Raw genomic sequence first — 15,564 nt, forward strand, 5'->3', positions numbered from 1 at the left:
CTGTTTCTGTCGCGCAATAGACTTCGGACTCCGGACTCCGGACTCCGGACTCCCGACTCCCGACTATAAAAACCACTCATCCCCCAAAAGCCTACGTTCCTGTACTTTATCTTTTTTCTTAAAATTAGTTTTCGTTGCTTTGTTTCAAGCAGAACATTTTGGAACAGAAACCCCACATATCACTTTACTGGAAATGCCAACTCATCGGTTGGTCGGTGGCTGCGCTGTATTGGGCTTTTCAAGGCTGGTCTACTGCTGTTCGTTTCAGATTCGATATGGCTGTTGTACAGTTTGTTTCGGATGTGGTGATGTATATATTGATTACCCACTTGTACCGTAACTTTGCAAATAAAAACCGTTGGCAAGACCTGGCAATCGAGAAACTGATCTGGAGGATGTTGATCGTTATTCCGGTGATGGGTGTTTTTTTTACCATCGTTACTTTGAGTAAACTGTACCTGGTGAGGTTGTTGTTTCTTAGCCATCCAGGACAGACCTTTATTGATTTTTTTAGTTTAAATGCAGCGGGCATTTTTATTGCCGGTATCCGTTTAATGGCCATATGGCTTTTGGCCTACCACCTTTATCATTACGCAAAAAGAGAAATGCGATTATCGGTAGAAAATGCCAGACTGGAGCTTAGCTTTAAACAATCGCAACTGGATAATCTTTCTGCTCAGTTAAATCCTCATTTTTTGTTCAATGCACTCAATAACATAAAATCATTGGTGTATACCCGGCCTGAGGCTGCAGGCAGGGCAATCGACTTGCTAAGCGAATTGTTGCGCAGTGGATTGTATAAGGGTAGTGCCATGCTGATCAGGTTAAATGAAGAGATAGACCTGGTGAGGGATTACCTGGAGCTGGAAGGGTTGAGGATGGAAGAAAGGTTAACTTACGATTTGGATATTGATATTTCGCTTTCCGGACTGATGGTACCACGTTTGTGCATTCAAACATTAGTCGAAAATGCGGTAAAACATGGCATTGCATTAGAAAAGCAGGGTGGAAAGATCGAAGTAATTATTCACGAACAACATGGACTGGTAAGCATTCGTGTTTTAAACCCCGGTAAATTGCAACAGAATAAAACGGTGGCAGGTATAGGGGTTCGAAACCTGAAAGAACGACTCGAGCTGAGTTACCAGCACCTTGCATCCTTTAATCTGTATGAAATGGATCAAAAGGTTTGTGCCGAAATTAAAATCCCAATCAGATGAGAAGTATTAGGGCACTGATTATTGACGATGAACGTGGCGCTAGGCAGGAACTGGCCAGGATGCTGAAAAGCTACCCACAGGTTACCGTATTGGGTGAGGCTGCCAATGCTGATGAAGCCGAACAGCTTATCGGACTTTTAAAACCCGATCTGATTTTTTTGGATATACAGATGCCTGGCCGTTCGGGTTTCGACCTTTTAGAAACTTTGGTGCATGTGCCACAGGTAATTTTTGTAACCGCTTTTGACAGTTATGCGGTGCAGGCTTTTGAAGTAAGCGCGATGGATTACCTCATGAAGCCCGTACGGGAAGAACGCTTTAAAAGTGCAATAGATAAAGCCATAGAAAAGATCGGCGCAAATGAAGGCGCAGCTATTTTTGTAAAGGACAGGGGCAAACACCTCCTTATTAAATGGAAAGATGTGCATATGATCGAATCGGTAGAGAATTACGCCAGGCTCTTTTTCGGGCAAGAGCAGGTATTGCTTAAAACCTCTTTAAACAAACTCGAAGAAAATCCTGATTGTGAAAGATTTTTTAGGGCCGGCAGAAGTATATTATTTAACCTCGACTATATCAGCTCGGTAAAAAAAGATGATGAGGGTATGCTTGTAGAACTTAAGACAGGAAATTTAATCAGAATATCAGAGCGGCAGGCTGTTAAATTAAGAAGCCTCATTAAAACATAAACTATAATTTTTCGATCATGAAAATAAACCTGGTAAAACTGGGTGTGGCTATGCTATGCCTTGTAATGGGGATGGAAACCTTTGCACAGCAAAAACTAACCTTACCCGATAGCACTAATTATATCATCAACGATAGTGTGATGATTAAAACAAAATATGGCATTACTTTATCGGCGGTAGTGGTAAGGAAAAAAGGGGTAAAGCAGAAATTGCCTGCAGCATTATTTTATTTTATCTATTCCAATACCAATAAAAGCCTGATGGAGGCCAAATACGCTGCCGATCATGGTTATGTAGGTATTGTTGCCGATGCCAGAGGCAAACGGCTCAGTCCTGATGCGCCGGCACCTTATGAGCATGAAACAAAAGATGTAAATGCAGTGATCGATTGGATTATCAAACAATCGTGGAGCGATGGCAGGGTGGGCATGTATGGCGGAAGTTACTCCGGTTTTGCACAATGGGCAGCAGCCAAACACCTGCACCCGGCACTTAAAACCATTGTACCCTATGTAGCGGCAATTCCAGGACTTGGCTTACCCATGGAAAATAATGTTTTTTTGAACGCCAATTACCAATGGCCCTTTCATGTTACCAATAATAAATATACCGATGATGCCGTAAACAGCGATAATGCCCGTTGGCGCAGGATGCGGAATAACTGGTGGCAAAGTGGAGCCGCTTACAATAAGATCGACAGCATTGATGGTACACCAAACCCGATGTTACAGAAATGGCTTAGTCACCCCGATTACGATGCTTACTGGCAGTCGATGGTGCCCTATGGCAAAGATTTTAAACAGATCAATATTCCAGTGCTCAGTATTACCGGTTATTACGATGATGGGCAAATTTCGGCATTGGAATACCTCCGCGAACATTACAAGTATAACCCCTCTGCCGAACATTATTTAATTATAGGCCCTTATGATCATTTTGGATCGCAGATTGGCGGTGTAGCCAAGTTGAGAGACTATGAGGTAGATTCGGTTGCGTTGATCAATACCCGCGAAATCACCTTCCAATGGTTCGATTATATCTTTAAAGGTGGAAAGAAACCAGCGCTACTAAAAGATAAGATCAATTTTGAGGTAATGGGTGCAAATAAGTGGAAACATGCTGCTTCATTAGCAAAAATGGAGGATTACCATATCCGCTTTTATTTGGATAGCGCTGCAAACGAGATGCGGCTGTCGGAGCAAAAACCAGTTAAAGAAGTTTTTATGCACCAGGAGGTTGATCTGGCAGACAGAACTAAATTCTACAACGATTATTATCCCAATCCAATCATCAAAAAAGAAATCGACAGGTCTAATGGATTGTTTTTTATCACTAAGCCATTTAATCAAGCCGTTTCAGTAGCAGGTGCATTGCAGGGAGAACTTAGGGCCATCATCAACAAAAAAGATATGGATGTAGGTTTGGTCTTGTATGAAGTTACCCCTTCGGGCGAATATTTTCAGCTTTCTTATTATTTAGGAAGAGCCAGTTACGCATACGATAGGAGTCAAAGGAAATTGCTTCAGCCGGGCAAATTAGAAACCTTGCCTTTTTACCGATCGAGGGTATTCAGCAGGCAGTTGCAAAAGGGTAGCCGCTTGCTTTTGATACTCAATATTGACAAAAATCCCTTTGCACAGATCAATTATGGAACCGGGAAGGATGTGAGTAAAGAAACCGTAAAAGATGCAGGAGTTCCACTGGAAATTAAATGGTCGACACAGAGTTTTATTGAGCTTGGTTTTTCGGTAGATGCAAAAAGTTTATTTTAAATAAATATTACCGCTCGCTGGAGGCTATATCATACATTCTAATTTGTCACGCTGATCTTCCCGATGAATCGGGCAAGTAGTCGAAACGCCTTTCAAGATATTTAAACAGGTCCTTCGACAGGCTCAGGATGACAATTCTATATTTATGATACAGTCTCCTGGGCACTACGGATTTCCATTGTTGGTCAGGATTTGCAATCCGTTGTTTAGGTATTTATTTATCCCGCAGATCTAGAAGATGAGCGCAGAGGATACCAGGGCATGTTGGTTTTTTCGCGCTATAGACTTCGGACTTCCGACTCCCGACTTCAGACTAACCCATTGTTGGTCAGGATTTGCAATCCGTTTTAATGTTTATTGTCCCGCAGATATAGAAGATAAGCGCAGAGGGTTCCACGGCATGTTGATTTCTTTCGCGCTATAGACTCCGGACTTCCGACTCTGGACTCCGGACTATTTCCATCGTCCATCTTACATTTTCCATCCTTTAACCATTAAGGCACGAAGCACACCAAGGCATTACATTTTCCATCCTTTAACCATTAAGGCACGAAGCACACCAAGGCATTCTGATTTCTTTCGCGCTATAGATTCCGGACTTCCGACTCCCGACTAAACCCATCTGTCTTCAGAGTTTTCCCATCAGTTTACTCACGTGGCTTTCATCCACAAGGCCAAATTCAGCGGCAATTTGTTTCAATCCAAATCTCCCGCTTGCTATTCGCTGTTGAATTAAATTTTGACGATAATCCTGGATATACTGACGTAAGGTTATGCCTGTATTTCTTTTGAAGTAAGGGCCTATATAATCTTCAGAAAGATTAAAATGGGCGGCCATTACATTCGCCTTTAAATTTTTAGGCTGATAAATATATTTGTGCAGGTAACAGAAAATGGCTTGAATGTCTTTTGATCGTTGCGCACTGCTTTTAATTTCGGGCATATTGCGCTGCATGATGGTGGAAAGCATTAAAATCTGTGTCCAGATTAAAGCTTCATTTTGCAACATGTTGATGTTGAGCGATAAGATGAGTGCAATGATGTTTTCAACAATCAACTGATCGTCTGAAGTAAAGTTAAAACTTAGAAAATGTGTTTCCCGACTTTTGATCAGGTACTCTAAGTATTGTAAGCCCGTTGGACTAATCTCCTTTTGATGAATGTATATATCGGTAAACTTAATGTAAATGAAATGTGTTCTTTCATCAATTTCGAAACGATGGTCATCATCCGGACCAATTAAGAAGAGGTTCCCTTTTTCGTAAACAATTGGGATTTCATTAATGATATGATGGCCAGATCCATTTTTAATGTATATCAGCTCGTAATGGTTATGCCGGTGTACCGGGTGCTGCCATTTGCTTACTTCAAATGCTGAAATAACAACAGGTTGGAATTGGACATATCGCTTCATCATAGATTTATACAAATCTATCATACTATTTTACAAAAACATATCTCTGGTTTGTCAGGATTTTTGCTTTACAAGAATCAATTTAAAACAAAAGAGATGAATAACAGTAAAACAGCATTGGTTGTTGGCGCAAATGGTGTAATTGGGAGTAATTTAATCAGCCATTTAGAAAGCCTCGGCGATTGGGATATTATCGGTTTATCGCGTCGGGGTGGATTGGATTCGGATAAAACCAGGTATATTTCTGTAGACCTGCTCGACGCAGAAGACATTAAAAAACAATTGAGCACTTTAACCAAGGTAACACATATTTTTTATGCCGCGTATCAAGATAAACCTACCTGGGCAGAGTTGGTAGCACCCAATTTGGCGATGCTTGTAAACGTGGTTAATGCCATTGAAAGTATTGCAAAAGACTTACAGCACATCAGTTTAATGCAAGGTTATAAAGTATACGGGGCGCATTACGGTCCTTTTAAAACACCAGCAAAAGAAACCGACGGAGGACACATGCCTCCAGAATTTAATGTTGATCAGCAACAGTTTCTTGAGGCACAGCAAAAAGGTAAAAAATGGAATTGGTCTGCGCTTCGGCCATCTGTAGTTGCAGGTACCGCATTGGGCAATCCGATGAATTTAGTTTCTGTAATTGCAGTTTATGCTTCCATATCGAAAGAACTGGGTTTGCCTTTGCGTTTCCCCGGCAAATTAGGGGCTTATGATAAGCTTTTAGATATTACTGACGCCGGATTATTAGCAAAGGCAACAGTATGGGCGGCAACCAACCCGGCCTGTGCCAATCAAGCTTTTAATATAACCAATGGTGATTTGGTGCGCTGGAATGATCTTTGGCCTAAAATTGCAGCTTATTTTAAAATGGATACTGCCCCTCCGCTTCAAATGCCTTTGCAAACCATAATGGCCGATAAATCGGGATTGTGGACACAGCTGCAAGAAAAACATAACCTGGCCAAACACAGTTATCAGGAAGTATCTTCATGGGCCTTTGGCGACTTTGTTTTTTCCTGGGATTACGATTTTTTCTCTGACGGTACCAAAGCAAGGCGATTAGGCTTTCACGAGTATATCGATACTGAAAAAATGTTTTTTGACCTGTTTGACGAACTTAAACTTAAAAAAGTTATCCCGAGTTAAATCTATGAGGTGAATTATTATTGAGTAGGATTTGTAATCATTTATCCCGCAGATCTAAAAGATGAACGCTGAGGGCACAAGGGCATGTTGGTTTCTTTGGCGCAATAGACTCCGGACTTCCGACTCTGGACTTCGGACTATTTCCATCATCCATCTTACATTTTCCATGTTTTAACTACTAAGGCACGAAGCACACCAAGGCATGTTTTTTTGCAGCATAGACTCCGGACTCCCGACTCTGGACTTCAGACTATTTCCATCATCCATCTTACATTTCCCATTCATTATCTACTGGATATTTTCACTCTTTTGACATGAATTGCAATTTGAAGAATCTATATAGAACTAATGTGCTCATAATTTAGATATTTGCAGCTGCTAACAATTTAACTGATGAAACCCTACCTGCAACTTTTCGATTTTTCTAAGAAAGTAAATTATAAAACTGAAATTCTTGCAGGTTTAACGGTAGCCATGACCATGATTCCCGAATCACTATCATTTGCTATCCTTGCGGGTTTCCCTCCCTTAACAGGTTTATACGCTGCTTTTATTATGGGTTTGGTTACGGCCATTTTAGGCGGCAGGCCGGGATTGGTTTCCGGTGGGGCAGGTGCAACGGTAATTGTACTGATTGCTTTAATGAAAACCCAGGGCATAGAATATGTTTTTGCGGCAGTGGCTTTAGCAGGGCTAATCCAGATTATGGTTGGGCTGTTTAAACTGGGCAAATTTGTGCGGCTGGTTCCGCAGCCCGTCATGTTCGGTTTTGTTAACGGACTGGCGGTTATTATTTTCATGTCGCAGCTGGAACAGTTTAAAACCCTTGTTGATGGCCGGATAACCTGGTTAAGCGGTACTCCATTATATGTGATGTTGGCTTTGGTATTACTTACCGTTGCCATAGTGATCATTCTCCCTAAAATAACCAAAGCGGTTCCAGCCTCGCTGGTGGCCATTATTGTGGTTTTTCTTATCGTTTTATGTTTTGGAATTGATACCAAACTGGTTAAAAATATTGCTTCAGTAAACGGTGGTTTTCCTCCATTTCATATTCCGAAGGTACCGCTGAATCTGGATATGCTAAAGATTATTTTCCCCTATTCGCTCATCATGGCGGGGGTAGGCTTAACAGAAGGCCTGCTTACCCTGAATCTGGTTGATGAGATTACAGCAAGCAAGGGCAATAGGAACAGAGAGAGTATTGCACAGGGAATTGCCAATATTGCAAACGGCTTTTTTACGGGGATGGGGGGCTGCCCGATGATTGCCCAAACGCTGGTTAATCTTTCGGCAGGTGCCAGGGCAAGGTTATCGGGTATTATTGCAGCCTTAACCATATTACTTATTATTTTAGTAGGTGCTCCGGTAATAGATCGTGTACCCATGGCGGCATTGGTTGGTGTAATGATGATGGTCGCCATTGGCACTTTCGAGTGGATGAGCTTTAAAGTGATTAATAAAATGCCTGCGCAGGATATCATCATTGGTATTCTGGTGGCTGTAATTACAGTTTGGCTGCATAACCTGGCCCTTGCAGTATTAATAGGGGTAATTCTTTCGGCGCTAGTTTTCGCCTGGGAAAGTTCTAAGCGGATACGTGCCAGTAAACATACCGATGCCAGTGGGGTAAAAACCTACGAAATATTCGGTCCGCTGTTTTTTGGATCGATTGCCAATTTTAATGAACTGTTTGATGTGGCCCATGATCCGCAGCATATTGTAATTGATTTTAAGCACAGCCGTGTTTTTGATATGTCGGGTATTGATGCGCTGAATAAACTAACCGAACGTTACCGTTCGCTTGATAAAAAACTCCAGTTAAAGCACCTGAGTAACGACTGTAAGCGCCTACTGAAAAATGCAGATCAGATTATCGAAGTAAACATTATCGAAGATCCCATCTATCAGGTGGCCACGGAAAGATAGATCAATTATTAAGCTTTCTTTTTTATCGGATACATCATCATTGTAGTGAAGCACTTGCTGACTACAATAGCCGAATACCCATCCTCATCCCCAAATTAATTATCGGCTTTTAATCTGAATGGCCCACCTGAGATTAAATTTTTTACTAAAACGTTTAAGTACTTTAAGAAAATAGCAACATAAATTCGTTCGATTTATTGTAATTGTTGGCTAAAAATATCCTTATTTACTGTTTTATAGGATGTTAATTTTTTAAAGTATACTGATAATATTTATTTTTTTACCTGTCTGTTTGACAGTTATTTTAATAGAATTAAATATTATTGTGCTATTTTATAAAAATTTCATAAAAATGACAATATGTTATTAAAACGTTTTAGTATATTATATATTTGAGTTAACCAAATACTAAATTTTATGAGAATCCCTAACTATTACTACCGAAGTACCTGTCTTTTTCATCTAGGACATATCTTGCCGTTTCCGAAAAAATAAGTTTTAGAAATCATTTTTTTACCAATTAAAGATCCATTAAACTATGCGATACTTATGGGCGTGCCTTGTCTTTTTTGCCGCGTTTACGTTAAACGTTTTACCAGTTTTTTCGGCTGGCAAAAAATTGCATAAAGGCCTTACAACCAATCTTTTTGTTCTGCAGGATACGACTAAAATTAAGTACGTATCGCCAACAGACTCTTTAAGGAAAGACAGTTTAGAACAAATTAAACTCAAAACAATTTACAACAAATTGTCTGGAGGTGTACGGAAAGATGTTAAAGATCTTTCGCTGTTTCCTGCTATATCCTTACAGCAAAACCTGAAAGGAAATTATGCAGGTTTATACGTACAGGAACCATCCGGCGAACCCGGCTCAATCCAGAACATGATTATCAGGGGCGCGGCGATGCCACTGCTGTCGAAGAAGGATTTATATGCCGTACAACCTTTGGTGGTATTGGATGGAATCCCCTTAATCGGTGAGCATCCTTTTGCCTTCGATATTCAGCAGTACGATTTTAACCGGATTGGTCCGGCCACTAACCTGCTTGCCGGAATTGATATCAATAACATTGCGTCTGTAGAGGTATTGAGCGATTTGGCAGGATCATCCATTTACGGTCCAAGGGGGGTAAACGGTGTGATCGTATTGACTTCAAAAGCAGCTTCGGGCAATTCGAGGAGCATCAGCTTTAATTCCTATATCGGGATGGTGCAAAAGCCAACGGTAAATACCATTAATGGTAAATATGAAAACGAATTCAGACAGCGCTTCTATGATATTTATACCACCAATGGCCGCTATTCTGATGATGAAGAATATCCTGTTTATTTGAGCGACTCGCTTAATAACGTATACAGTGGTAAATCGAACTGGACCGATTTGTACTATAAAAACGCAATGATATATGGGATAAATTTTGGCCTGACCGGCGGATCGGACCGTGCGAATTTTAGATTTTCGTTAGGGAATGCAAAAAGCCAGAGTGTTGCCGATGGTACAGGTTTAGACCGCTACAGCGCCATGTTCAACATCAACATGCGGCCGGTTAAGTGGTTGCTTTTCTCTGCCATGATTAACGGTAACCGCTTAAACCGCGATAGGAACAGAACACTTAGGGACCGATTTGCACAGATTAATTACTTTCCTGATCTCAGTGCCCCACCTGCACCCAATAAAGATTATTACGCCAGCTATTTAAACGAATACAGCAAAGGTTTTGATGACAATAAAACCAACCTGATACAGGGTTATGCCAAATTGGTGGCTACACTGGGCAAGGTTAAATTATCGTCGGCTTTTAATGTAGATTATAATGAAGGTTACAGGGATATATTTTATGCCAGAACCTTATTGCAGGGCAATAGCTACGCTTCCAACTATTATGGCTTTAACCAACGGTTAATGATTGATAATAAAGCATCATACGACTTCAAGCTGAATAACGCGCATGATTTCCATGCAGAGCTGGGCCAGTCGATGATGTGGGATATTTATAAGTACAACTATGCATATGCTTATAAAGGAGCCAATGATTATATTAAAATTAACTTATTGGATTCTGATCCAAAATTGCCTAACGGTGCTGATAATCCCAATTACCTGGTGCCAAGGGCATTTCCGAGAGAACTTACCTATCGCTTTTTAGATAAAACAGCAGATAACCTGTTATCATTTTATGGTAAAGTAAACTACTCGTATAATGATAAGTATTTCTTATCCGGAACATTACGTTTAGATGGATCATCTAACGCGCAACCAAGCAAACGCTGGTTTTATTCTCCGGTAATCTCGGGAGCATGGAATGTTAAAAACGAATTGTTAAAGGATACCAAACTGGTTGATGATTTAGTTTTAAGGGCAAGTGTTGGCCGTTTAGGCAGAACATTTACCTATGATAATTATGCCCAGGGACCACAGTATACCGCATCGGTTGGGTACACTGGTAATTTAACTGTACCCGGATACAACGCCTTCGGTGTGCTTACCAGACCCTATTCGTTTGGCTGGGTAGGTTATGGCGTGCCATGGGCCTATTCAGATCAGTTAAATATCGGGGCTGATGTAGCCATGCTGAAAAACCGACTGCATGTTTCAGTCGATTTTTACACCAAGGCTGATAAAAACCAGTTGATCGGTATTCCATCATATGCAGAATATGGTTACAAACAATCTATAGAAAGCGGAATGGATGTGAGCAATACCGGTGTCGATTTATCTATCCACGCATTGGTAATGGCTAAGCATAAATTCACATGGAATTCTTCATTAAATGTTAACCACAATAGCAACACCTTAAAAGCATTGCCAAGAGGTTTAAATGAAATTATCATCGGAAACAGGTTATTAAGGGTTGGCGAACCGGTAGATCAATACTGGTTGCTGGAAAATGAGGGCATTTATACTTCTACTTCGCAAGTTCCGGTAGTAAAAGGACAGCCATTAAAATATAACGGACAACCATTAAAAGCCGGCGATCCGAGGTGGAAAGACCAAAATGGGGATAATGTAATCGACGAAAAAGACAAGGTATTAAAAGGACATTCCTTGCCAACGCTTTCGGGTGGTTTTGATAATGCTTTTACCTATGGCAACTGGAGCCTGAGCACCAATTTATACTTCAATTTGGGCAGGAAGCTGATTAACCAGGAAATGGCCAGCCGCTTCGACTTTGTTAACCGCGAAGGTAATACCGATGTAAGCTCAGTAAAAGAAATTACTTTTTGGGAGAAACGTGGCGATTATAGCAAATATCCGCTATACAATCCATGGAGTACCGTTATTCCTTACCGTTTAGACCAGGATCTTTTTCTTGAAAATGCCTCATTCCTTAAATTAAGATCGGTATCGGTAGGTTATGAGTTAGGTAATCTGTTGAAGAAAAGGAATATAAAGATCAATAAATTCTTTGTTTACGGCGCGGTAAGCAATGTATTTGTCATCACACCATACACCGGACAAGATCCTGAACTGGTGAGCTACGATGGCATCGATACCGGCTATGGTCAGCCGATACCAAGAACATACACCTTAGGCGTTAAAATGGAATTATAATATGGAAATAGCTACTCAAAATACATCAATAACGATGAAAAATATATTATACGCATTTCTGCTTATTGTAATGGCTTTAACCGGCTGCAATAAAGCGTTAGAAACCGACTCGAGCAGGGTGGTGGGCGAAAAAAATATGTGGAATACGGTAGAAGATGCCCGTGCCGGAATTCTGGGGGTTTATGCCTTAACCAGAGCCGCACTATCTGACAACAACAGTCACTGGATTTATGGCGACGTAAGACCAGGTGAATTTACAAGTCCGAAGAGACAGGATTTAAAAGCGGTTATCAGCAACAACTTAAATGCATCTTATCCTGTGGTAGAGTCACTTTCTGATTGGACCAGGTTTTATGCCATTGTTAATGGTGCTAATGTTTTTCTGGAAAATATTGCGCACGTTAAAGCAACCGATAAACGCTACTCAGATAATAACATGACGGTAGATATTGCGCAAGCCAGGTTTTTAAGGGCTTTTGCTTATTTCTACATGGTGCGCATCTGGGGTGATGTTCCTTTTATTATTTCATCAAATGAAGGTGCTTTCGAAAATAAAGCCAGAGAAAAACAAGCCAAGGTTTTAGCCTGGGTAGAATCGGAAATATTAAGGGCCGCGGCCGATCTGCCCTATATTTATAGTGGAAACGATATTCAGCAACCAGGCGATTATTATAATGAAGGCGGCGGAAGATGGGGGGGCGCTTTAGCGACTAAAGTTACCGCTTATGCTGTGCTATCGCATGTTGCTGCGTGGAATGCTGATTATGCTAACGTTGCCAAGTATACCAAATTTGTTGAAGATAATTATGGCAGAAGCGGCGGCGGTTTTACCTCCACTACCGATTTAAGCAACTCTAACGGTTTCTTTTACAATAAAAACAACCGACAGATGTTTGGCTTTAATTCAGATTATGGTCACATTGATGGTTCATCAACCGGGCATATTGAAGAATTAACCCTTGCAGAGCCCATTATTACCAAGTCGGTTCCTGATATCTATCTGCCAAAAGATTCGATCTTAAAATATTTCAATTTACAGAAAGATGAAAGATTCTCTATCGATACATTGGGCCAATCGAAATTCGACAGGTATTTCACTAATTTAAATGGTAAATATCCAATTTTCAGTAAAATCAAGGTTATTCAGGGTGGCGGTACCGATCCAAACTTCAGGTATTTTACCAGTGCGTTAATCTTTACCCGTTTAGAAGATATTGTACTGTTAAGGGCCGAAGCATTATCAGTTTTAGGTGATCAACAGGGTGCCATACTGGAATTAGTGCAGGTAATGAGCAGAAGGGTTACCTCGGGTACTACACTTTCTTTTAACCTGAGTAGCGACGATATTATTAAAATGATATTCGAAGAAAGACACCGCGAACTATTGGGAGAAGGGCATAGGTGGTACGACTTAATCAGATACAATAAAATTAAGCAGAACGATGCCAAATTTATGACCCTCATCAATTCGGGTGGGATCTACTGGCCGATATCGCGCAGGCTGATCGCTCAAAACAGTTTATTAACTCAGAATCCTTACTGGCGCTAAATAATATTGATATGAAAAATTTTATAAAATATATTGGTGTGCTAACAATACTCTTGTTATTCACCATCATTTATTCGGCTTGTAAAAAAAATGGGGGCTATTACGATGTAGAAGATAGCGCTGCACCATTTAATGGAAACATATATGAATATTTAAAAAGTAAACCAGGGGTATACGACTCGTTAATTGTGGCGGTTGATAGAATGGGTTTGAAGAAAACGCTGACCGATAGTAATGTAACGCTTTTTGCGGTTACCAACCCTAGTTTTCAGTTGGCCTTAAGAAACTTAAATACCTTAAGAAAACAATCGGATAAGGACCCGCTGTTTTTATCGAATATTGATGGAATACAGTTGGATACCATGGTTTCTTACTACATCATCAGAGGCGTAAAACCTTCTGATTCTTTAAAACTGCAGGATGGACTTAATTTAACCAGTGTTAAAGTAGGTTATCCCATGCATGCCAAGTCGGTGCGGGGTTCTGCCTCGGGTGAGGTGGGTGCCGGACCCGAAGTGATTCAGTTTAGCAATACCAAAAAGAGCAAATTTATCAGAAACTGGTCTAGCAGTACCACTGCTTCAAACAACATCAAAACCAAAAATGGCATTGTGCATGTAATCAGTCCCGATCATATTTTCGGTTTCGATGGCTTTGTTACCCGCTTAACTTTTATTCCACCTCCGCCAAACTTAATGGTTACCGTGGGTGGTACCTTCTCAGCTAACCGCGAAAACGGTGGTGGACCAACTAGCGGGGAAAACTCTAAAAAAGTGATCGATGGGGATGATCATACCAAGTTTTTATGCGATTTGCAAGGGTTTTTAACCATGCAGTTTAAACTTAAAACGCCGGAGGTATCTTCTGTTTATACTTTAATATCGGCAAATGATGCAGTAGAAAGAGATCCGAAAGCCTGGACTTACGAAGGCTCGCAGGATGGTGTAAACTGGACCGAGTTACACCGGGTAAGCAACTTCTTTTTTGAAGAAAGGTATCAGCAAAAAGTTTTTAGGTGTACCAATACCGTTGCCTACCAGTACTACCGCATCAATATTACGGAGTTAAGAAGTGGAGGTACCTTCCAGCTTGCAGAATGGACTATAAACAAATCGAAATAGGGTGATGGGACATAGAAAAAATAAACTAACGAAACTTATGAAGTCAATCGTAAAAATAGAAATGGTTGTGGTTTTGTTTGCATTAATCGCTTTTAGCGGATGCAAAAAACTGTACGACCTGCCTGAAGAAAAAGATTACCTAAGTAATAATGTAAACTTTAGCAATAAAGTATTTGAACCGATTATTGGCAGAACCAACTTAATGGGAGGTTTTAACGGCGATAATTCTACGCAACCCATCACCTTTGAAATTGTAAATGCACGTTTTGGTGATGGTAAACCGGTTACCGATATTTTTCAGAAAGTACCCACTTACGTGTTCATTGCGCCATACACCGGCTTGGAAAAAAGTCTGGCAGAAATAGAGGCTAAAAGAAAGATAGAAGTACACTCTTTATTCGAGATACGCTCGTCGGGAGAGTTTATCCTTTGGGGCTCATCTACTAACCAGTTAATCAAACCAAGACCAATTGATAGTACAAACTTCTCTCAGGATACCCGCTTTTTTGATGTGAAAATTAAAAATACTGGTGGCGAACGTTTAATCAGAGATTTACAGATCAGACCTTTCAGAGAAAGACCTTACGAGCCTTCTAACGATTTTAATGCTTACTCCGGTTTGCCTGCTCCCGATCCTAAATTTCCGCTGGATAAAAAGTTGAGGGATTATATCCGCCCATATCTAAATAATGTGGTTGGTGCGACAACAAACAAAAATCTGATCAGTAACAACGATCAGAAAGATGTAGTGGTATATATCCGTCCGTTTACAGGCGGTAATGGTCACTCGCTCCGCATTAAAGCCTTAAATAAGGATTCAGTTGAAATTAATCCTTCTTCCTTTAACGAAACCGTTTGGGATAAAATGATTCATGGTTTTAACATGCAGAAAACGGATAAATACGTTCAGTATGATGTGGCTTATCCCATTCCATTGGTAGAAATTCCAACTTTTTATGCGCCGGGAGGATCGAGAGCGAAAGCACAGTTGAGTTACTCCAGGGGGGCTTTTGGTGGTGGCCGTATCATTGCCAATTTCGGGGTCGATTTTGCCATTTACCAGGCCGGAGATTGGGAAATTGTATTTCACTTCAAAACAGATAATCCAAAGTTTATCAGCGAATAGGCAATATTTAAAGCTAATATGATGAAAAGAAATATA

The 15,564-nt window shown here is 40.6% G+C and carries 10 protein-coding genes; 9 read left to right on the forward strand and 1 reads right to left on the reverse strand.

The window, feature by feature from the left end; translation table 11 throughout:
- Window positions 1–215: 215 nt before the first annotated feature.
- From CA265_24515 to CA265_24525, 3 genes are all read left to right on the forward strand, one after another.
- Window positions 216–1,220, forward strand: coding sequence for a hypothetical protein (locus CA265_24515; protein ID ARS42654.1), 1,005 nt, complete (start codon window positions 216–218; stop codon window positions 1,218–1,220).
- Entirely contained in the window at window positions 1,217–1,909 is a 693-nt protein-coding gene (locus CA265_24520) for a hypothetical protein (GenBank protein ARS42655.1), read from the forward strand. The genes CA265_24515 and CA265_24520 overlap by 4 nt, the downstream gene beginning before the upstream one ends.
- A 65-nt stretch (window positions 1,910–1,974) precedes the next feature.
- Window positions 1,975–3,681 carry a peptidase S15 gene (locus CA265_24525; protein ARS43115.1) on the forward strand — a complete coding sequence of 569 codons (1,707 nt, stop codon included), beginning with the start codon at window positions 1,975–1,977 and terminating at the stop codon, window positions 3,679–3,681.
- Between the two features lie 628 nt (window positions 3,682–4,309).
- Here CA265_24525 and CA265_24530 read toward each other — a convergent pair.
- Entirely contained in the window at window positions 4,310–5,119 is an 810-nt protein-coding gene (locus tag CA265_24530; GenBank protein ID ARS42656.1) for a hypothetical protein, read from the reverse strand.
- A gap of 72 nt (window positions 5,120–5,191) precedes the next feature.
- On the opposite strand from CA265_24530, the gene CA265_24535 reads away from it, so the two are divergent.
- From CA265_24535 to CA265_24560, 6 genes are all read left to right on the forward strand, one after another.
- A complete protein-coding gene (locus CA265_24535) occupies window positions 5,192–6,250 on the forward strand; it encodes an NAD-dependent dehydratase (GenBank protein ID ARS42657.1) in 1,059 nt (352 codons plus the stop codon).
- A 393-nt stretch (window positions 6,251–6,643) separates the two neighbouring features.
- Window positions 6,644–8,179: a sodium-independent anion transporter gene (locus tag CA265_24540; protein ARS42658.1), complete on the forward strand. Its 1,536-nt coding sequence runs from the start codon at window positions 6,644–6,646 to the stop codon at window positions 8,177–8,179.
- 538 nt (window positions 8,180–8,717) lie between these two features.
- Window positions 8,718–11,732, forward strand: coding sequence for a SusC/RagA family TonB-linked outer membrane protein (locus CA265_24545; protein ID ARS42659.1), 3,015 nt, complete (start codon window positions 8,718–8,720; stop codon window positions 11,730–11,732).
- A gap of 1 nt (window position 11,733) precedes the next feature.
- Complete coding sequence (locus CA265_24550; GenBank protein ARS42660.1) at window positions 11,734–13,281, forward strand: RagB/SusD family nutrient uptake outer membrane protein; 1,548 nt, start codon at window positions 11,734–11,736, stop codon at window positions 13,279–13,281.
- Window positions 13,282–13,292: 11 nt separating this feature from the next.
- Entirely contained in the window at window positions 13,293–14,402 is a 1,110-nt protein-coding gene (locus CA265_24555) for an ATP/GTP-binding protein (protein ARS42661.1), read from the forward strand.
- Between the two features lie 37 nt (window positions 14,403–14,439).
- Window positions 14,440–15,528: a DUF5007 domain-containing protein gene (locus CA265_24560; GenBank protein ARS43116.1), complete on the forward strand. Its 1,089-nt coding sequence runs from the start codon at window positions 14,440–14,442 to the stop codon at window positions 15,526–15,528.
- The last annotated feature ends 36 nt before the right edge of the window (window positions 15,529–15,564 follow it).

The sequence above is a fragment of the Sphingobacteriaceae bacterium GW460-11-11-14-LB5 genome, assembly GCA_002151545.1.
Classification (GTDB): Bacteria; Bacteroidota; Bacteroidia; order Sphingobacteriales; family Sphingobacteriaceae; genus Pedobacter.